Below are 18,372 nucleotides of genomic sequence, written 5' to 3'. Positions count from 1 at the left end.
CGTTCCGGCCGGCGCCAATTCACCCTGCCGGCGGCGCGGCTTCCCCCCGCCGGCGTCGTCCGTCCTGCCCGCGCTACCCGCGCGCGTGGAAGACCGCAAACCAGCCGCGCGGGTCCGTCCAGCTGACCGGATCCGTGAAGCCTGCCGCTTCGAGCAGGATCGCAAAGTCCTCCTGCCGGTACTTGTGCGAGTCTTCGGTATGAATACGGTCGCCCGCCATGAATTGCCGCGTACCGCCGGGCCAGCGCACGGTCACGTCGCGCTCGGCCTGCAAATGCATCTGGATGCGCGATGCCTGTGTGTCGAACGTGGCCGCGTGGCGCCAGTCGTCCAGCACGAAGTCGCTGCCTACGATGCGATTCACGTTACGCAGCACGTTGCGGTTGAATGCGGCCGTCACGCCCAGCGCATCGTCATAGGCCGCCACCAGCGTATCGGCGTCCTTGTATAGGTCCACGCCAATCAGCACGCCATCGCCGGGGCCAGCCGCGGCACGCAGCCGCTGCAACAGCGCCAGGGCATCGATCGGCGTGAAGTTGCCGATGCTGGACCCTGGATAGAAGAACAGTCTCCGGCCGCGCCTGACGCTGGTGGGCAGGTCGAGCGGCCCGCAGAGATCGGCGCCCAGCCCGAGCATCGGGATCTGGGGGTTCTGCTGCTGCAGGCCCGTCAACGTGCCGCGCAAGAAATCGACGGAGATATCCACGGCCACGTACTGCGCCGGATGCAGGCTCGGAAACAGGCGCGCCGCCTTCTGGCAATTGCCGGCGCCCAGATCGATCAGCACGCAGCCGTTGCCGGCGCGCGCGGCAATGGCCGGCGCGGCCGTGGCAAAGATCGATGCCTCGGTACGTGTGGGGTAGTACTCGGGCAGGTCCGTGATGGCTTCGAACAGCCTGGAACCCAGCACGTCGTAAAAGAACTTTGGACTGATACGCGCCTGCCTGCCGCGCAATCCCTCCACGATCTCGGCCCGCAGCGCACCACTGTCTTCGCGGTACTGCTGCACGAATTCAGGTTGCGGCGCGGCGCCAACGCGGGCGTGACCGTTGCCGACGACGATGCGCGACTCGGGCGCGATCTCCGGCGTGGCGTGGCCATTCTGCTGGTGGGAGGTGTTGTTGCGGGGCTTGGGGCGGGTCGAGTGATTGTCGGGCGTCTGAAGCGTAGTGGGGGCCGGCATGACGTTTCCTTGTTGTCGATGGGCACTACGGTGAATCCCTCTCAAAACATCCGCAATGACACATAGGGTGAATGCGGTGGGCACGGGATGCACGCCTGTCCAGTCTGGTGCACATCGTCCGAACCAATTTTCATAGCATAGGTGCATATGCTTATGCGTGCGTGACAGGTTGCATCACTTTACAAACTGGTCCGCACGGCATTTATGTCTCAACCTTAATACATACAAACCCCACCTAAGTGGCGCAACATTTTTCCTCGGAGTTCCCTTATAATCGCCTCCAGCGTGATCGCCGGTGTTTCCGACGATCACGATTCCCTTCCAAAGAGGGAAGTTAAAGGGGAGTAGCTTGGGGGCATCTATGCCCTTAGCACAATCGTCATTCCGAGACGCTCGCACGTCTCCGGTTGTGCTGACCCTGGTGCGCATTCCGCGCCAGTCAGTCGAGCAAGACCTTTGCACACCTGGTTTTTACGGTTTGCAAAGGCGGCCCCATTCAGTTCCGGCGCTCGCTGTAAATCCCAGGTGCAACAAAAAACCCTTGCTGGCCCGTTGGCCCGCAGATTTTTCGTACCTGAGGAGCGTACATGGAGTGGTTTACCGATCTGTTCACGATGCAGTTCCTGACAGCGCTGCTGTCGATCGTCGTCATTGACCTGGTTCTGGCTGGCGACAACGCCATCGTGATCGCCCTGGCGGCACGTAACCTGCCGCCTCACCTGCAGAAGAAAGCCATCGTCTGGGGCACCGTCGGTGCCGTGGTCGTCCGTTCGGCGATGACCATCGGCGTGGTCTGGCTGCTCAAGATCCCCGGCCTGCTGCTGGTTGGTGGCCTGGCGCTGGTCTGGATTGCGTACAAGTTGCTGGCCGCCGACGAAGACGGCGACGAGCACGGTGCCGGTGCCGCCACGCTGGTGGGCGCCATGAAGACCATCATCATCGCTGACGCGGTGATGGGCGTGGACAACGTGCTGGCCGTGGCCGGCGCAGCCCACGGCAGCTTCCTGCTGGTGGTGCTGGGTCTGCTGATCAGTATCCCGATCGTGGTCTGGGGCTCCAGCCTGGTGCTCAAGCTGATGTCGCGCTATCCGGCCATCATCTACATCGGCGCTGGCGTGCTGGCCTTCACCGCCGTCAAGATGATCCTGGGCGAGCCGATCACCAAGGCGTTCTTCGAGGCACAACCCGTGATCAAGTGGGGCCTGTACCTCGTCATCGTCGGCGGCGTGCTGGGCGCGGGCTACCTGACGCAGAAGCGCCGGGAAACTCGCGGAACCAACGAAAAGCCGGTGGAAAGCCACTGACCTGGCTGATGTGACATGAAACTGGCCGCCCTCGGGCGGCCAGTCTCGTTATCAGGCTAAAATCCTCGCTTCCGGCCGAAAAGCCGACATCACATTTCCCATCCGCGCCGATGAAACAGTACCTCGACTTCATGCGCCATGTTTTCGAGCATGGCACCGAAAAGTCTGACCGCACCGGCACCGGCACGCGCTCGGTGTTTGGCTACCAGATGCGCTTCGACCTGAACGAAGGCTTTCCGGTGGTCACCACCAAAAAGCTGCATTTGAAGTCGATCATCCATGAACTGCTGTGGTTCCTGCAGGGTTCGACCAACATCAAGTACCTGAAGGACAACGGCGTCACGATCTGGGATGAATGGGCCGATGCCAACGGCGAGCTGGGTCCGGTCTACGGTTACCAGTGGCGCGCATGGCCGACGCCGGACGGCCGCCATATCGACCAGATCAGCGAGGTGGTGCAGCAAATCCGCAACAACCCCGATTCGCGCCGCCTGATCGTATCGGCCTGGAACGTGGGAGAGATTCCGCAGATGAAGCTGCCGCCGTGCCATGCGTTCTTCCAGTTCTATGTGGCCGATGGCAAGCTGAGCTGCCAGCTTTACCAGCGCAGCGCCGACATCTTCCTGGGCGTGCCCTTCAACATCGCCAGCTATGCGCTGTTGACCCACATGATTGCCCAGCAATGCGACCTGGGCGTCGGTGATTTCGTCTGGACCGGCGGCGACTGCCACATCTACAGCAATCACTTCGAGCAGGTGCAGACACAGTTGGCGCGCGCCCCGATGAAGCTGCCGACCCTGCAGATCAAGCGCAAGCCCGACAGCATCTTCGACTATCGCTACGAGGACTTCGAGCTGGTGGGCTACGAATCGCATCCCGCCATCAAGGCGCCGGTGGCCGTATGACGCTGTTGACGCTGATCGTCGCGCGCGCCCGCAATGGCGTGATTGGCCGCGACAACACGCTGCCGTGGCGCCTGCCGGAAGACCTGCAGCACTTCAAGCGCACCACGCTGGGCGCGCCGATCATCATGGGCCGCAAGACCTGGGATTCGATTGGCCGTCCGCTGCCGGGGCGCCGCAATATCGTCGTGAGCCGCAACCGCGACCTGACGCTCGAAGGTGCCGAAGTGGTTGGCTCGCTCGAAGACGCGCAGCGCCTGTGCGTGGGCGTGGAGCAGGTGTTCCTGATCGGCGGCGCCCAGCTCTATGCGGAAGCGCTGCCGAGCGCGGACCGGCTGGTCGTCACCGAGATCGACGCCGACGTGGAAGGCGATGCGTTCTTCCCGGCCGTGGACCGTTCGAAGTGGATCGAGGTCTCGCGCGAGACGCATCACTCGGAGGCGAATCGGTTTGACTATGCGTTCGTCACGTACGAACGGCCGCCTTCGGGCGAGGAGTAAATAAAAAAGGCGCCCGAGGGCGCCTTTTTTACTGCGGCACGATACGTTCGCTACGTTCAGTTCCCGGCAATCGTCATTTGTTCGATCAGGATCGAGCCGGTTTCCTTGGTGCCACGCACCAGCGCGTCGGAGCCGATGCCGACGATATTCTTGAACATCTCGACCATATTGCCGGCGATCGTAATTTCTTCCACCGGATACTGGATCACGCCGTTCTCGACCCAGTAGCCCGACGCGCCGCGCGAATAGTCGCCCGTCACGTAGTTCACGCCCTGCCCCATCAGCTCGGTCACCAGCAGGCCCGTGCCCAGCTTCTTCAGCATGCCGGCGAAGTCGTCGCCCGGCTGCGTCAGCGAGCTGGTCAGCGTCAGGTTGTGCGAGCCACCCGCGTTGCCGGTGGTCTGCATGCCGAGCTTGCGCGCCGAATAGGTCGACAGGAAATAGCCTTCCACCACGCCATCGCGCACCACGTCGCGGGCGTGCGTGCGCACGCCTTCCTCGTCGAACGGTGCACTGCCCATCGCACCGGGTACGTGCGGCTGCTCATGGATCTGGATATGCGGTCCAAACACGGCCTTGCCCAGCGTGTCGTACAGGAAGGTCGACTTGCGATACAGCGCCCCGCCCGACACCGCCTGCACGAACGCCCCCAGCAGTCCGGCGGCCAGCGGCGCCTCGAACAGCACCGGGCACTTGCGCGTGGACAGCTTGCGCGCGTTCAGGCGGGCCAGCGCGCGTTCCGCCGCGTAGCGGCCGATCGCCTCCGGCTCGGCCAGCGCCAGCGGCGAGCGCTTCGACGAATACCAGTCATCGCGCTGCATGCCGCCGCCAGAGCCGGCAATCGGTGCGGCGGAAATAAAGTGGCGCGAGTACGGGTAGCCGCCCACGAAACCGCGCGAGGTGGCCAGCACGAATTGCGAATGCTGGGCCGACACGCTGGCACCATCGCTATTCTTGATCTTCGGCGACACGGCGAACGACGCCGCTTCGGCCCGGCGCGCGATATCGATGGCGCCCTCGGTATCGATGGTCCACGGGTGGAACAGGTCCAGATCCCGAGGATTACGTTCGAGTAGGTCTTCCTCGGCCAGGCCGGCGCAGTCATCCTCCGCCGTGAAGCGGGCGATGTTGTAGGCGGCCTCGGCGGTGGCACGCAGCGCGGCCGGCGAGAAATCGGACGTGCTGGCGTTGCCGCGGCGCTGACCAATCATGACCGTCACGCCCACTACCTTGTCGCGGTTCTGCTCGATGGTTTCGACCTGCCCCTTGCGCACCGTCACCGACAGGCCACTGCCCTCGGAGATCTCGGTGGCGGCATCCGTCGCGCCAAGTTCGCGTGCCACGCGCAGCACATCGGCCGCCATAGCCTTGAGCTGATCCTGGGTGTAGGTGAAATGCGCGGTCTTTTCGGCGGTCTGGCTCATATGGGCGGGCGTGATCAAAAGTCCAAACGGGAATCATAGCAAGATAAAATGCCGCCCATGACGCGAAATACCCGTAACAACCCCAACGGCCGTTTTCCGGGCGCCTTTGCCCCGGAAGACGACAACGACCTGCCCAAGAGCAAGTCGCAGCGCAAGCGCGACATGACGGAGCTGCAGGACCTGGGCGCCGAACTCGAGGCGCTGCCCAAAGACCGCCTGGCGCGCGTGCCAATGCCCGAGGCGCTGTCCGACGCCATCCTGGCCGCCCGCAAGATCACCAGCCACGAAGGCAAACGCCGCCAGATGCAGTTCGTCGGCAAGGTCATGCGCGCCCTGGACGACGACGAGGTGGCAGCCATCCGCGCCGCCCTGGAAGGCTTCAAGGGCACCAGCAAGGCCGAGACGGCCAAGCTGCACCTGATCGAGCGCTGGCGCGACCTGCTCCTGGCCGACGACGCCAACCTGACCAAATTCCTGGGCGAGCACCCGGACGTGGACGTGCAGTCGGTACGCAACATCATCCGCAACGCCCGCAAGGAAAAGGAACTGACCAAACCGCCGAAGTACTACCGCGAGCTGTTCCAGGCCATCAAGGCGGCGCTCGACGGTGGCAATGACGGCGACGAGGCAGCCGAACCCACCGAGGAACCCCAAGCATGAATCCGCCGCTGACCGCCCCCGTCTCCCGCAACCACCCCGACGAGCTGGTGGTCGGCTTTGTCTCCATTTCGGACCGCGCCTCTTCCGGCACGTACCAGGACGAAGGCATCCCTGCCCTGCGCGACTGGTTCGGCAAGACGCTGACCTCGCCGTGGCAGGCCGTGGAACGGCTGATTCCCGATGAGGCACCGCTGATTTCGCGCACGCTGATCGAACTGGTCGATGTGGCCGGCTGCGACCTCGTGCTGACGACGGGGGGCACCGGCCCGGCCCGGCGCGATGTCACGCCCGAAGCCACGCTGGCCGTGGGCACCAAGGAAATGCCCGGATTCGGCGAGCAGATGCGGCAAGTAAGCCTGCACTTCGTGCCGACGGCCATCCTGTCGCGGCAGGTGGCGGTCATCCGGGAAACGCCAAGCCGCGCCGCGCTGATCGTCAACCTGCCGGGACAGCCGAAGGCAATTCGTGAAACGCTGGAAGGCTTGCGCGATGTGGAAGGCCGCGTGATCGTCCAGGGCGTGTTTGCCGCCATGCCGTATTGCATCGACCTGATCGGCGGCCCGTATGTCGAAACGAACGAAGCCATCGTGAAGGCATTCCGGCCGAAGAGCGCGCTGCGGCAGAAGCCGAACCCGACCGTGTGATTTGCCCGCATCCTGTTCCCGTCCCCCGCATTGCCGGAGGCGGGAACAAACCTGGCCTTTACTTCCTACTTAAGCCCCAGGTACAGCCCGATCGGCACGAATACCACGGCGGCGATATTGCCAAGCAGCACGATCGACGCCACCTGGTCGGGTTCCTGCCGGTAGTGGTCGGCCACCAGGAAGTTCAGCACGGCCGGCGGCAATGCCGCGAACACGAACAGCAGCCCGCGCTGCAGCTCGGTCATCGGCACCCACCGCACCAGCAGCAGCGCCACGGCGATACCCGCCAGCGGGCAGACGATGGCGCCCAGCACACCCATCCCCCAGTTTCTCAGGCTCACGTCCTTCATGCGCACGCCCAGCGCGAACAGCATCAGCGGCACGGTGGAATCGCCAAGCAGCTTGATCGACTCGTAGACCGGCTCGGGCAGCGAAAACACCGGCTTTGCCAGCGACAGGCCCACGCCGGCCACGGTAGCCAGCACCATCGGATTGCGGGCAATCTGCGCCATCGAGGCATGACGGTTGACGATCTTCATGCCGATCGTGAAGTGCATCAGGTTCGACGCCGCAAACAGCGCCACGGCTGGCGCCAGGCCGACTTGCCCGAACGCAAAGACCGATAGCGGCAGACCCATGTTGCCGCAGTTGTTGAACATCATCGGCGGCACGAAAGTGCGCGGGTTGGCGTTGCTCATCCTCGCCACGATCCAGGCCAGAATGCCGGAGCCGATCACGACGGCCACGGCGCAAGCCAACAGCACCAGATGGTCGGCCAGCACGAAGTCCTTGCTGATGAAGGCCGACACCACCAGTAGTGGCGCGATCACTTCGAGCATCGCCTTGTTGATGCCGGCCATGTCCGGATGGGCACGCCGCCCGTATATCCACCCGATCAGGATGATCAGGATGACCGGCGTGATGATCGAAACGATGCGCGTGAACATGGCGGGAAGCGACTTGGACGGACCGGCGTGGCCAGTCCGTCATCGAACCGCCCGCCGGTTTGTTGTTTTTTGGCTTTTACGCAGCGGGGGTGCTGGGCGCGCTTGGCGCAGCAGTGGCGGCGGCGGGGAACGAGGCCGCCGCCTCGGCCTGCGTCTTGATGAAGTGCTGGCGGTAGTAGCGCAGTTCTTCCACCGATTCCAGGATATCGGCCAGCGCGGTGTGCAGCTGGCGCTTCTGGAAACCCTTATGGATGGCCGGTTCCCAACGCTTGCAGAGTTCCTTGAGCGTGGACACGTCCAGATTGCGGTAGTGGAAGAACGCTTCCAGCTTCGGCATGTAGCGCGCCATGAAGCGGCGGTCCTGGCAGATCGAGTTGCCGCACATCGGCGACTTGCTGGCCGGCACCCAGCGCTTCAGGAAGGCAATCAGCTCGGTTTCGGCCTGGGCTTCGGTCAGCGTGGACGCCTTGACCTTGTCGATCAGGCCCGAGCGGCCGTGCGTGCCCTTGTTCCAGTTGTCCATGCCGTCGAGCACCGCGTCCGACTGGTGGATCACCAGCACCGGGCCTTCGGCCAGGATGTTCAATTCGGAATCCGTGACCACCACCGCCACCTCGATGATCCGGTCGGTGTCCGGCTGCAGGCCGGTCATTTCCATGTCCAGCCAGACGAGGTTGTTTTCACTTTTGACGGAGGATGCGGTGGGACTTGTCATCTGGCGGTACGGCTCGATATGGAATTCGGAAAGGAAAAGCCCCTGGACGCGGGTGGCCGGGGGCGAACAATTTATAATTCTCGCATATCTGCCCCAGATGGCCCGCCACGCACCTCCGGTTTTACCGATGCTGCGCCGCACCATCGCCAACAAGGCCCTCGATGTTCACGCTGATCTTTCTTGCTGCCCTGGTCATCATGGTGTTGACCAAACTCTGGCTCGCCTCGCGCCAGATTCGCCATGTGGCACGCCACCGCGGTGCCGTGCCTGAGCGGTTTGCCGACACCATCACGCTCGCCGCCCACCAGAAGGCGGCGGACTACACGATTGCCCGCACGCGGCTTTCCATGCTCGAAGTCATGACCGGCGCCGCGGTGCTGATCGGATTCACGATGCTGGGCGGCCTGCACGCGCTGAACCAGCTCTGGCTCCACGTCTTCGACGGCGGCGGCTATTTCTACGGCGTGGCGCTGATCGCCAGCGTGGCAGTCATCGGCGGCCTGTTCGACCTGCCCTTCTCGCTCTACGGCCAGTTCGTGATCGAGCAGCGCTTCGGCTTCAACAAGATGACGCTCGGCCTGTGGCTGGCCGACCTGGCCAAAATGGCCCTGGTGGCCTGCGTGCTGGGGCTGCCGCTGCTGCTGGCCGTGCTGTGGCTGATGGATCGCGCCGGCACCTACTGGTGGCTCTATACATGGCTGCTCTGGGTGGGCTTCAGCCTGCTGCTGCAGGTGATTGTGCCGACGTACATCGCACCGCTATTCAACAAGTTCGAACCGCTGACCGATGAAGGGCTGCGCACGCGCATCGAAGCGCTGCTGCGCAAGTGCGGCTTTGCCAGCAAGGGACTCTTCGTGATGGATGGCAGCAAGCGCAGCGCGCATGGCAATGCCTACTTCACGGGCTTCGGCGCGGCCAAACGCATCGTGTTCTTCGACACGCTGCTCGACCGCCTGGACGGCGAGGAAGTGGAGGCCGTGCTGGCGCACGAGCTGGGCCATTTCAAGCGCCGCCACGTCGCCAAGATGATTGCCGTCACGTTCGCACTGTCACTGGTGTTCCTGGCCCTGCTGGGCTGGCTGGCCACACGCGAATGGTTCTTCACGGGCCTTGGCGTGCTGCCCAACTTCGGTACCAGCAACCATGCGCTGGCACTGGTGCTGTTCTTTCTGGCGCTGCCGGTGTTCACGTTCATCCTGGGGCCGCTGGCCAGCCAGTCGTCGCGCAAGCATGAGTTCGAAGCCGACGAGTTCGCCGCGCATCAGACCAACGCGAGCCATCTGGTCTCCGCGCTGGTGAAGCTGTACAAGGACAACGCGTCGACGCTGACGCCGGATCCGATCTATAGCGCGTTCTATTATTCGCATCCGCCCGCTGCTCAGCGGATCGACCGCCTGCTGTCGTACGCATGACCCGCAGCGCACGCCACCACAACGCCGGCAAAGGGGCCGGCCGCGGCAATGGAGCCGATACCGAATCCGCACTGATCGTCGCCGCGCATGGCCGCCACTACGTGGTGGAACGCGCTGACGGTTCGCACCTGCACGCCTTCCCGCGCGGCAAGAAGAGCGATGCCGCCGTGGGCGACCATGTCCGCATCGAAATGGCCGCGGTCGACCAGGGCGTGATTACCGGTATCGATCCACGCAAGAACCTGCTCTACCGGTCCGACCAGTTCAAATCGAAACTGCTGGCCGCCAATATCGACCAGGTCGTGATCGTGCTGGCCACGGAGCCGAGCTTTTCGGAAGACCTGCTTGGCCGCGCGCTGGTATCGGCGGAAGCGCTCGAAATCCGCCCGCTGGTGATCCTGAACAAGACCGACCTGACCGGGCGCCTGGACGACGCGCGCCGCCGGCTGAAGCTGTACCAGGACCTGGGCTACGACACGCTCGAATTGTCCGTACACGGCCGCCCCGAAGAAGCGCTGGCCGCGCTGCAGCCGCGCACGGCGGGCGTATCGAGCATCCTGATTGGCCAGTCCGGCATGGGCAAGTCATCGCTGCTGAACCTGCTGATTCCAGGCGTGGAGGCACAGACCCGCGAGATTTCATCGAAGCTCGACTCCGGCAAGCACACCACCACGTTCACACGGCTCTATCACCTGCCCGAGGCATGGGCGGTGGTCGACGGCAAACCTGGTTACCTGATCGATTCGCCGGGCTTCCAGGAATTCGGCCTCCATCATCTGAGCGAAGGCATGCTGGAACGGGCCTTCCCAGAGTTCCGGCCACTCCTGACCGAATGCCGCTTCTACAACTGCCACCACATCAACGAGCCCGGTTGCGGGGTGCTGACGGCCATCGACGGCGGCTCGATTTCGCCGCGTCGGCACCAGCTCTACACGCAACTGCTGCACGAATCGCGGCAGCAAAAGCCGTGGTAAGCCCGGCTGGCAATCCGCAATGACCGTGGTAAGGTAAAAGCACCTGCCTGCCACGGCTTCATCATGAAACTGCTGCTGAGGACGCCTTCGCTGGTCCACGCCGCGCATTGCCGGAACGTGCTGCGCGCCGCGGGTATCCGTGCCGAAGTCCGCAATACCTGGCTCGCGGGCGCGGCGGGCGACATTCCGCTCAATGAAAGCGCGCCGCAGGTGTGGATCGTCAATGACGGGGACGAACCCGACGCATGGGCCGCGCTGAATGCCGCGGCCAACCCTTCACCGGGGCCGCGCTGGCAATGTCGTCATTGCGGAGAATGGCACGAGGCGCAGTTCGCGGCGTGCTGGCAATGCGGCAGGCATCAGGAATAAAAAAGGCGCCACGGCAAGTGGCGCCTTTGCATTGGGGCGGGTGAAACCGGTCAACCCACCCACAGCGCCAGCGAGATCATCGCCAGCAGCAGCATCCAGAGAATCACCGCACGCCACACCAGGCCCACCGCCGATTGCAGTGTGCGGACGCCAGGGTCGGCGCCGAATTCAGGCGGCACCGGTTCCGCTTCGCCCATCCCCGGTGCGTAATCCACGCCGGCCAGGCTGGTACGCAGCATCACGCTGGAATCCTCTTCGGCCAGCGGCTGACCCAGCCGCACGCCAAGCGCCCCGCCGCCACTGGCAAGCAGGATGCCGTTGACCGCGTCGTTCCACTTGCGCGCGTGATTGCGCCACGCGTACACGGCATCCTCGAAATTGCCGACGATGGCAAACCCGATGGCCGTCAGACGCGAAGGCACCCAGTCCAGCACGTAGAACGCCCGGGCGGCAAAGCGTCCCAGCGCGGGGCTGCGCTCGTTCGAAGGCGTATTCCACTGGCGGTTCAGGAATTCGGCCGTCCGGTAAAGCACGACGCCACCGGGGCCGATTGGCACCAGGAACCAGAAAAACACCCCGAACACATGCCGGTGCACGGCCACGATGGCGGCTTCCAGCGTGTGGCGCACGATCTCGCTGACCGGCATTTCCAGGGTGTCGAGTCCGGTCCATTCGTGCAGCAGCGTGCGCGCGGTATGGAGGTCGTCGCGGTTCAGCGCCTCGTGGATATCGGTGAAGTAGTGGCTGAACTGGCGGAAGCCCAGCGTCAGGTAGAGCAGCAGGACATTCCAGACCAGCGTCAGCGCAACGCTGATCGACGCCAGCAGATAGTGGACGATCACGGCGGCCAGCGTCAGCGGCAGCACCACGGTGAGCCAGGCCAGCGCGGCATCGCGCGGACGTCCGGTGTCGAATGCGTGCTCGGCCCGGTCACCCAGCGCACGCACGATGTCGTGGATGGGGTTGTTCCGGCCGAGGGCGCGGAACTGCTCGGCAATCAGCGCCAGGAGAATGGATACGAAGGTCATCGCGTGACGATAAATCGGCGCGCGGCGAAGTGCCGCGGCGGTCGCATGGCGGATAGCCAGACGATAGCATAGCGGCAAGAGGTCTTAGTACCTGTAAGCACTGGTTACGGGTTAACCAATGATAAAAAAAGCGCCTGCCGCAGAGGCAGGCGCCGATTCCCGGCGGCATGCGCCATCACGCCGGCAGATCGAACACCAGTACTTCAGCGTCGCTGCCCTTGTCCAGGCTCACCGCTTCCACGCCGTCGAGCTTGGCGGCGTCACCGGTTTCCAGCGGCTGGCCGTTGACCGACACCCTGCCGCGCGCCACGTGCACATAGGCCTGGCGGCCCGGCTGCAGTGCCACCGAGGCGGCTTCTTCGCCATCGAACAGCCCGGCAAACAGGCGCACGTCCTGATGGATCACGATCGACCCTTCAGCGCCGTCGGAGCTGCCCACCAGACGCAGGCGGCCACGCTTGTCGGCGGCATCGAAGCGTTTTTCCTCGTAGCCCGGCTCGATGCCCTGCTGGTTCGGCATGATCCAGATCTGCAGGAAGTGCGTGGTGTCATGCGCCGCATGGTTGTACTCCGAGTGGCGCACACCGGTGCCCGCGCTCATGCGCTGCACGTCGCCGGGGCGGATCACGCTGCCGTTGCCCATGCTGTCCTTGTGCGCCAGCTCGCCTTCCAGCACGTAGCTGATGATTTCCATGTCGCGGTGGCCATGCGTGCCAAAGCCCATGCCGGGCGCCACACGGTCTTCATTGATCACTCGCAGCGGGCCAAACTGGATGTGGCGCGGGTCGTAATAATCGGCAAACGAAAAGCTGTGATACGACTTGAGCCAACCGTGGTCCGCATAACCGCGCTCTTCAGACTTACGGATTTCAATCATTTTGATGGCCCTCCTTGTGGCCTGGAATTCGAACCCATCAGCTACTGGCTGCGGGCCCTGCGGCGTTTCGATGCTAGGCAGTTTAGGGGAGCGGGAGTATATTGGCGGGCACCGCGTTAGAAGCAGTTGTTCAGAAATTCTGAATATGCCCCTGTCACTCGAATCTCTCGAAGTCCTTGACGCCATCGAGCGCAAAGGCAGTTTCGCCGCCGCAGCCCATGAAATGGGCAAGGTGCCCTCGGCCCTGACCTATGTGGTCCGCAAGCTCGAGGAAGACCTCGACGTGCTGTTGTTCGACCGCCGGCGCCACCGCGCCGAGCTGACGCCGGCTGGCCGTGCCCTGCTGGACGAAGGCCGCCACCTGCTGCACGCGGCCGACGACCTGGCACGGCGCGTCAAGCGCCTGGCCACGGGCTGGGAAGCCAACCTCAATATCGCCGTGGACGACCTGATCAACTTCCGCGCGCTGATGCCGGTGATCCAGGACTTCTATGCCGAGAACACGGCCACCCGGCTGCGTTTCTCGAAGGAAGTGCTGGGCGGCACCTGGGACGCGCTGGTCAGCAACCGCGCCGACCTGATCATCGGCGGCGCCTACGAGTTGCCGAGCACCCAGGGCTTCCAGGTGCGGCCGCTCGGCACGATCCCGTTCGTCTTCGCGGTCGCGGCCCATCATCCGCTGGCCAGCGAGGAAGGTCCGCTGACCACGATCCAGATCGCCAAGCACCGCATCGTGGCCGTGGGCGACACCTCGCGCAACCTGCCCGCCCGGACGCACGGCGTGCTGGCCGGACAGGACGTGCTGGTGGTGCCCACCATGCGCGACAAGCTCGAAGCGCAGATCCGTGGCCTCGGATGCGGCTGGCTGCCCGCGCCGATGGCGCAGCCGCATATCGAAAACGGCGTGCTGCAGGTGCGCGAAACGGTGGAAGTGCGGGCGCCCGGCACGTTCAAGGCGGCGTGGCGCACGAACACGCGCGGCAAGGCGCTGCAATGGTGGTCCAGCAAGCTGGAAGACCCGCGCCTCGCACAGGCGTTGATGCAGCAGGCGCCGCAGCTACCGGAGTCGTTCGAGTAATCGCGCAGCACCATGCCGCAACGTTATCGGGGGCGTTTTGCCCCCTCCCCGACCGGCCCGCTGCATCTCGGTTCGCTGGTCACCGCGCTGGCCAGCTGGCTCGACGCTCGCGCCCATGACGGCGACTGGCTCGTGCGGATCGAGGACATCGATTATCCGCGCTGTGTGAAGGGCGCCGACACCGACATCCTGCGCACGCTCGAAGCACTCGGCCTGCATCCCGATGAACCGCCCGTCTGGCAAAGCCGCCGCGAGTCGCGCTACGCCGATGCGCTGCGCCAGCTCGAAACCGCCGGGCAGCTCTACCCCTGCGGCTGCTCGCGCAAGGAGATAGCCGATTCGCTCGTGCATGTGCGCGAGCGGCATCAGACCCTGGGATATCCCGGCACCTGCCGCAACGGCCTGCACGGCAAACTGCCGCGCGCCTGGCGCGTGCGCGTGCCGGACGGCCTGGCCGCCACCATCTGCTTCGACGATCGCTGGCAGGGGCGGCAGTGCCAGAACCTGGAAACGGAACTCGGGGATTTCGTGCTGCGCCGCGCCGACGGGCTATGGGCCTATCAACTGGCCGTGGTGGTCGACGATGCGGAACAAGGCATCACGCATATCGTGCGGGGAGCCGACCTGCTGGATTCCACGCCGCGCCAGATCCATCTGCAGCATCTGCTCGGCATGCCAACGCCCTCTTACCTGCACGTGCCGGTCGTGGTCAATTCGATTGGCGAAAAGCTGAGCAAGCAGAGTGGCGCGCTGGCGCTGGACACAACGGCACCGCTTAGCGCGCTACGGGAGGCCGGCGCGCATCTGGGCATCGTGAATGGGGAAGCGTCCGTCGCCGCGTGGCTGGCAGCGGCAACGGAGCAGTGGGCAAATCAGTGGCGAATCAGCGACTGACGCTGATCCACCCAAAGCACGGGGCTTACGATTTGCGCGGTACGCCGCCCAGCAGCGCCGCCACGGGGCGCTTGGGCGTCTGACGGCCACGCGAAAGCGCGGCGGCCAGCTGGTCTTCAGGCTTCGGGGCCGGCGTGTAGTTGCCCGACGGCTCGTACGGACGCGAGAAGAACGGATCGTCCGACGGACGGAACGCGGGGCGGCCATTCGGCTCGGTACGACGGCGGCGCGTCGCGCCGGCTTCGGCCTCACCTTCACCGTTTTCGCGCGTGCGGCGCACATCGGCGCGCTGGCGGCGGCGGTCCGATTCTTCCTGGCGAGCACGCTCGCCGGTCGGATCGAAACCTTCGAGCGTGCCACGCGGCACGCTGCGCTTGATCAGCTTTTCGATATCGGCCAGCAGACGGTCGTCGCTGCCCGGAACGTAGATCGACAACGCATCGCCGCTCGCGCCGGCGCGGCCAGTACGGCCAATGCGGTGCACGTAGTCTTCGGCGCTGAACGGCAGGTCGAAGTTGATCACGCAGGGCATGGCCGGAATATCCAGACCACGCGCAGCCACGTCGGTGGCCACCAGCGCGTCAATCGTACCGCTCTTGAAGCCATCCAGCGTCTGCATGCGCTCGGTCTGCGTCTTGTCGCCGTGAATGGCAGCGGCATTGATGCCCTCGCGCTCCAGATGTCGCGCCAGGCGCGAACAGCCGATCTTGCTGTTCACGAAGACGATGCACTGCTTCGATTGCTGCTCGGTCGCGCGCTGCTTGAGCAGATGAACCACCGCGGCCTGCTTGTGGCCGTCCGGCACCGGGAAGACCAGTTGGCGCACGTTCTCGTTGGTCGAGTTGCTGCGTGCCACTTCGATCGTCACCGGCTGCTTGAGGTAGCTCGATGCCAGCTTCTTGATCTCGGGCGAGAACGTCGCCGAGAACAGCAACGTCTGGCGTTGCGCGGGCAGCAGGTTGATGATGCGCTGCAGGTCCGGCAGGAAGCCCATGTCGAGCATGCGGTCGGCTTCGTCCAGCACCAGCATCTGCACCTGCGACAGGTTCACCGATTTCTGCTGCACGTGGTCGAGCAGCCGGCCCGGCGTGGCCACCAGGATTTCCACGCCACGACGCAGTGCGTCGGTCTGCGGATTCATGTCGACGCCGCCAAACACCACGGTGCTGCGCAGGTCGGTGTGCTGGGCGTAGCGCGCCACGTTGTCATAGACCTGGTCGGCCAGTTCGCGCGTCGGCGTCAGCATCAGTGCGCGCACCGGATGGCGCGCCGGTGATGCGCTTGCGTTGGCCATCGGCAGCAGGCGCTGAATGATCGGCAGCGCAAAGCCTGCGGTCTTGCCTGTGCCGGTCTGTGCCGCGCCCATGACATCCTTGCCCAGCAGCACCACGGGGATGGCCTGCGCCTGGATTGGCGTGGGCTTGGTATAGCCCTGGTCGGACAAGGCGCGCAGAATGCGCGCATCCAGCCCGAAGCTCTCGAACGTCTGCTCTACGGCTGGGGTCTGGTCTGGGGTGTTCGTCATCGTCATCAATGGGGTGCCTTTGCAACGGCGTGGCGCCGGGGCAAACGGACACGCGTCTGGAACGGTTCTACGGGCCGATCGCGGCATGAAAACTCGCGAAAAGATGAATTGCCCGGAAAATCAAAGACTTGGATTCTACCATCAGAGTCCGGGAGCGGACACCGGGCCTATAGGCCAGTATCTGCGCTTGACATGTCAATGACGTGTCAACAACACGTCACAATAGCTGGCGAGCATAGCGCCCCGGCACGTGCTCCCATCACCATACGACAAACCCGCCATGACCTCCGACCTGCGCGCACAACCCACCGATGCCGCCCGCCGCGGCTTTCTGCGCACTTCCAGCCGCTTTCTGGGCCTGGGCGCCGGACTTGCCGCCGGTTTGACCTCGCTTGGGTCCTCCGCGCTGGCCGCGCCGGCCGTCGTGGCGTCCGGGCGCCCCGCCATGCCCGACGGCATTCAACTGGGCGACCCTTCGGACGACGGACTCGTGGTCTGGGCCCGCGCGGGAAGCCCGTCGCGCATGATCGTCGAATACGCGACAGAGTCGAATTTCCGAGATGCGATGCGCATTTCGGGGCCACTGGCCAGCAGCGAGACCGATTTCACGGCCCGTACCCAGTTGACCGGCCTGCTTCCCGGCCAGCCGTACCACGTGCGGGTAGCGTTTGAGACCCCCGGACAGCGCCGTGGCCAGGGCGCGTGGATGGAAGGCAGCTTCCGCACCCGGCCGATGGCGGCTGACAAGCCTGTCCGCTTCGTATGGTCGGGCGATACCGTGGGCCAGGGCTGGGGCATCAACCCCGACCTGGGCGGCATGCGCATCTACGAGGCCATGCGCCAGCGCAACCCCGACTTCTTCATCCACAGCGGTGACACGATCTACGCCGACAGCCCGATCGCGGCCGAGCAAAAGGCCGAGGAAGGCCGCATCTGGCGCAACATCGTGACCGAGGAAGTCAGCAAGGTGGCGGAGACGCTCAAGGAATTCCGTGGGCGCCATCGCTACAACATGATGGACGCCAATGTGCGCCGCTTTGCCAGCCAGGTGCCGCAGATCTGGCAGTGGGACGACCACGAGGTAACCAACAACTGGTCCGATTCCAAGGACCTGACCGCCGACGCGCGCTACACCGAGAAGGACGTACGCCTGCTGGTAGCGCGCGGCAGCCGCGCATTCCTGGAGAACGCGCCGATGCGCTGGCATCGCCAGGGCCTGGCCGAGCGCGTGCATCGCAAGATCGCCTACGGTCCGCTGCTCGACGTGTTCGTGCTCGACATGCGCACCTATCGCGGTCCGAACGGCTACAACCGCGAAACCACGGAAGGCCCCGGCACGCCGTTCCTGGGCAATGCGCAGCTGGACTGGCTGATGGCCGAAATGACGGCATCGCAGGCCACGTGGAAAGTGATTGCCGCCGATATGCCGATCGGCCTCGGCGTGCCCGACGGAAAGGACGCCCAGGGCCGCGCGAAATGGGAAGCCATCGCCAATGGCGATGGTCCCGCACTGGGCCGTGAGCTGGAGATGGCGCGCCTGCTCACGCGCATCCGGCAGGCCGGCCTCAGGAACGTGGTGTGGATCACCGCCGACGTTCACTACTGCGCCGCGCACCACTATTCGCCCGAGCGCGCCCAGTACAAGGACTTCGATCCGTTCTGGGAATTCGTGGCCGGTCCGCTCAACGCGGGCAGCTTCGGACCGAATCCGCTCGACAACACGTTCGGCCCGCGCGTCGTCTACCAGAAAGCGCCCACTGCCCAGAACATGTCGCCGTTTGCCGGCTTCCAGTTCTTTGGCGAGGTCAACATCGATCCCGCATCGCGCGCGCTGACCGTGGACCTTCGTGATCTGAATGGCGTGTCGCAGTTCCAGCAGGTATTGCAGGTGCAGGCCTGATCCACGCACCCCGCGGCGGGACCAGGCGCACCGTTC

18 protein-coding genes are annotated in these 18,372 nt (G+C 64.6%); 11 read left to right on the top strand and 7 right to left on the bottom strand.

Going from position 1 to position 18,372, the window contains the following annotated elements; genetic code table 11:
* Positions 1-73: 73 nt before the first annotated feature.
* Complete coding sequence (gene egtD, locus AC3FLX_RS04825) at positions 74-1,183, bottom strand: L-histidine N(alpha)-methyltransferase (RefSeq protein ID WP_488694344.1); 1,110 nt, start codon at positions 1,181-1,183, stop codon at positions 74-76.
* 587 nt (positions 1,184-1,770) lie between these two features.
* Between egtD and AC3FLX_RS04820 the strand changes: the two genes are divergently transcribed.
* The 3 genes from AC3FLX_RS04820 to AC3FLX_RS04810 all read left to right on the top strand — a co-directional run bounded on the left by AC3FLX_RS04820 (position 1,771) and on the right by AC3FLX_RS04810 (position 3,889).
* A complete protein-coding gene (locus tag AC3FLX_RS04820; RefSeq protein WP_488694342.1) occupies positions 1,771-2,487 on the top strand; it encodes a TerC family protein in 717 nt (238 codons plus the stop codon).
* A 110-nt stretch (positions 2,488-2,597) separates the two neighbouring features.
* Complete coding sequence (locus tag AC3FLX_RS04815; RefSeq protein ID WP_488694341.1) at positions 2,598-3,392, top strand: thymidylate synthase; 795 nt, start codon at positions 2,598-2,600, stop codon at positions 3,390-3,392.
* Positions 3,389-3,889, top strand: a complete 501-nt coding sequence (locus AC3FLX_RS04810) for a dihydrofolate reductase (protein ID WP_488694339.1) — start codon at positions 3,389-3,391, stop codon at positions 3,887-3,889. Before AC3FLX_RS04815 ends, AC3FLX_RS04810 begins: the two co-directional genes overlap by 4 nt.
* 56 nt (positions 3,890-3,945) lie before the next feature.
* On the opposite strand, the gene pmbA is transcribed toward AC3FLX_RS04810, so the two are convergent.
* Positions 3,946-5,313, bottom strand: coding sequence for a metalloprotease PmbA (gene pmbA / locus AC3FLX_RS04805; protein ID WP_488694337.1), 1,368 nt, complete (start codon positions 5,311-5,313; stop codon positions 3,946-3,948).
* A 57-nt stretch (positions 5,314-5,370) separates the two neighbouring features.
* On the opposite strand from pmbA, the gene yjgA reads away from it, so the two are divergent.
* Positions 5,371-5,973 (top strand): ribosome biogenesis factor YjgA, encoded by a 603-nt coding sequence (gene yjgA / locus AC3FLX_RS04800; protein WP_488694335.1) that lies wholly within the window; start codon positions 5,371-5,373, stop codon positions 5,971-5,973.
* A complete protein-coding gene (mog, locus tag AC3FLX_RS04795; RefSeq protein ID WP_488694333.1) occupies positions 5,970-6,617 on the top strand; it encodes a molybdopterin adenylyltransferase in 648 nt (215 codons plus the stop codon). The genes yjgA and mog overlap by 4 nt, the downstream gene beginning before the upstream one ends.
* Before the next feature lie 65 nt (positions 6,618-6,682).
* Here the strand turns inward: mog and AC3FLX_RS04790 are convergent, their stop codons facing one another.
* A complete protein-coding gene (locus AC3FLX_RS04790; protein WP_488694331.1) occupies positions 6,683-7,564 on the bottom strand; it encodes an AEC family transporter in 882 nt (293 codons plus the stop codon).
* Between the two features lie 76 nt (positions 7,565-7,640).
* Positions 7,641-8,279 carry an oligoribonuclease gene (orn, locus tag AC3FLX_RS04785; protein ID WP_488694330.1) on the bottom strand — a complete coding sequence of 213 codons (639 nt, stop codon included), beginning with the start codon at positions 8,277-8,279 and terminating at the stop codon, positions 7,641-7,643.
* Between the two features lie 161 nt (positions 8,280-8,440).
* On the opposite strand from orn, the gene AC3FLX_RS04780 reads away from it, so the two are divergent.
* The 3 genes from AC3FLX_RS04780 to AC3FLX_RS04770 all read left to right on the top strand — a co-directional run bounded on the left by AC3FLX_RS04780 (position 8,441) and on the right by AC3FLX_RS04770 (position 11,034).
* Positions 8,441-9,691, top strand: coding sequence for a M48 family metallopeptidase (locus tag AC3FLX_RS04780; protein ID WP_488694329.1), 1,251 nt, complete (start codon positions 8,441-8,443; stop codon positions 9,689-9,691).
* Positions 9,688-10,665 carry a ribosome small subunit-dependent GTPase A gene (rsgA, locus tag AC3FLX_RS04775; RefSeq protein WP_488694328.1) on the top strand — a complete coding sequence of 326 codons (978 nt, stop codon included), beginning with the start codon at positions 9,688-9,690 and terminating at the stop codon, positions 10,663-10,665. The genes AC3FLX_RS04780 and rsgA overlap by 4 nt, the downstream gene beginning before the upstream one ends.
* Before the next feature lie 63 nt (positions 10,666-10,728).
* On the top strand, positions 10,729-11,034 hold the full coding sequence (locus AC3FLX_RS04770) for a putative signal transducing protein (RefSeq protein ID WP_488694327.1): 306 nt from the start codon (positions 10,729-10,731) through the stop codon (positions 11,032-11,034).
* A 50-nt stretch (positions 11,035-11,084) separates the two neighbouring features.
* On the opposite strand, the gene AC3FLX_RS04765 is transcribed toward AC3FLX_RS04770, so the two are convergent.
* Positions 11,085-12,062, bottom strand: coding sequence for a CobD/CbiB family protein (locus AC3FLX_RS04765; RefSeq protein ID WP_488694326.1), 978 nt, complete (start codon positions 12,060-12,062; stop codon positions 11,085-11,087).
* A 175-nt stretch (positions 12,063-12,237) separates the two neighbouring features.
* Entirely contained in the window at positions 12,238-12,939 is a 702-nt protein-coding gene (locus AC3FLX_RS04760) for a pirin family protein (protein ID WP_488694325.1), read from the bottom strand.
* 145 nt (positions 12,940-13,084) lie between these two features.
* Here AC3FLX_RS04760 and AC3FLX_RS04755 point away from each other — a divergent pair, with 145 nt between their 5' ends.
* A complete protein-coding gene (locus AC3FLX_RS04755; protein ID WP_488694323.1) occupies positions 13,085-14,017 on the top strand; it encodes a LysR family transcriptional regulator in 933 nt (310 codons plus the stop codon).
* A gap of 12 nt (positions 14,018-14,029) precedes the next feature.
* Positions 14,030-14,911, top strand: coding sequence for a tRNA glutamyl-Q(34) synthetase GluQRS (gene gluQRS, locus AC3FLX_RS04750; RefSeq protein WP_488694321.1), 882 nt, complete (start codon positions 14,030-14,032; stop codon positions 14,909-14,911).
* 25 nt (positions 14,912-14,936) lie between these two features.
* On the opposite strand, the gene AC3FLX_RS04745 is transcribed toward gluQRS, so the two are convergent.
* Positions 14,937-16,442 (bottom strand): DEAD/DEAH box helicase, encoded by a 1,506-nt coding sequence (locus AC3FLX_RS04745; RefSeq protein ID WP_488694319.1) that lies wholly within the window; start codon positions 16,440-16,442, stop codon positions 14,937-14,939.
* A gap of 274 nt (positions 16,443-16,716) precedes the next feature.
* On the opposite strand from AC3FLX_RS04745, the gene AC3FLX_RS04740 reads away from it, so the two are divergent.
* Positions 16,717-18,336 (top strand): alkaline phosphatase D family protein, encoded by a 1,620-nt coding sequence (locus tag AC3FLX_RS04740; RefSeq protein ID WP_488694318.1) that lies wholly within the window; start codon positions 16,717-16,719, stop codon positions 18,334-18,336.
* Positions 18,337-18,372 lie beyond the last annotated feature (36 nt).

This window comes from Cupriavidus sp. 291-E7, from assembly GCF_057798835.1.
The sequence above is the reverse complement of the archived record's forward strand: the minus strand, read 5'-3'. Positions and strand labels throughout refer to the sequence as shown.

Coding starts and splice junctions, on each gene's coding strand:
- AC3FLX_RS04780 (WP_488694329.1), top strand. CDS start 8,441: ATGTTCACGCTGATCTTTCTTGCTGCCCTGGTCATCATGGTGTTGACC.
- mog (WP_488694333.1), top strand. CDS start 5,970: ATGAATCCGCCGCTGACCGCCCCCGTCTCCCGCAACCACCCCGACGAG.
- AC3FLX_RS04740 (WP_488694318.1), top strand. CDS start 16,717: ATGACCTCCGACCTGCGCGCACAACCCACCGATGCCGCCCGCCGCGGC.
- AC3FLX_RS04770 (WP_488694327.1), top strand. CDS start 10,729: ATGAAACTGCTGCTGAGGACGCCTTCGCTGGTCCACGCCGCGCATTGC.
- yjgA (WP_488694335.1), top strand. CDS start 5,371: ATGACGCGAAATACCCGTAACAACCCCAACGGCCGTTTTCCGGGCGCC.
- AC3FLX_RS04820 (WP_488694342.1), top strand. CDS start 1,771: ATGGAGTGGTTTACCGATCTGTTCACGATGCAGTTCCTGACAGCGCTG.
- AC3FLX_RS04755 (WP_488694323.1), top strand. CDS start 13,085: ATGCCCCTGTCACTCGAATCTCTCGAAGTCCTTGACGCCATCGAGCGC.
- orn (WP_488694330.1), bottom strand. CDS start 8,279: ATGACAAGTCCCACCGCATCCTCCGTCAAAAGTGAAAACAACCTCGTC.
- gluQRS (WP_488694321.1), top strand. CDS start 14,030: ATGCCGCAACGTTATCGGGGGCGTTTTGCCCCCTCCCCGACCGGCCCG.
- pmbA (WP_488694337.1), bottom strand. CDS start 5,313: ATGAGCCAGACCGCCGAAAAGACCGCGCATTTCACCTACACCCAGGAT.
- AC3FLX_RS04760 (WP_488694325.1), bottom strand. CDS start 12,939: ATGATTGAAATCCGTAAGTCTGAAGAGCGCGGTTATGCGGACCACGGT.
- AC3FLX_RS04765 (WP_488694326.1), bottom strand. CDS start 12,062: ATGACCTTCGTATCCATTCTCCTGGCGCTGATTGCCGAGCAGTTCCGC.
- AC3FLX_RS04815 (WP_488694341.1), top strand. CDS start 2,598: ATGAAACAGTACCTCGACTTCATGCGCCATGTTTTCGAGCATGGCACC.
- egtD (WP_488694344.1), bottom strand. CDS start 1,183: ATGCCGGCCCCCACTACGCTTCAGACGCCCGACAATCACTCGACCCGC.
- AC3FLX_RS04790 (WP_488694331.1), bottom strand. CDS start 7,564: ATGTTCACGCGCATCGTTTCGATCATCACGCCGGTCATCCTGATCATC.
- AC3FLX_RS04810 (WP_488694339.1), top strand. CDS start 3,389: ATGACGCTGTTGACGCTGATCGTCGCGCGCGCCCGCAATGGCGTGATT.
- AC3FLX_RS04745 (WP_488694319.1), bottom strand. CDS start 16,442: ATGACGATGACGAACACCCCAGACCAGACCCCAGCCGTAGAGCAGACG.
- rsgA (WP_488694328.1), top strand. CDS start 9,688: ATGACCCGCAGCGCACGCCACCACAACGCCGGCAAAGGGGCCGGCCGC.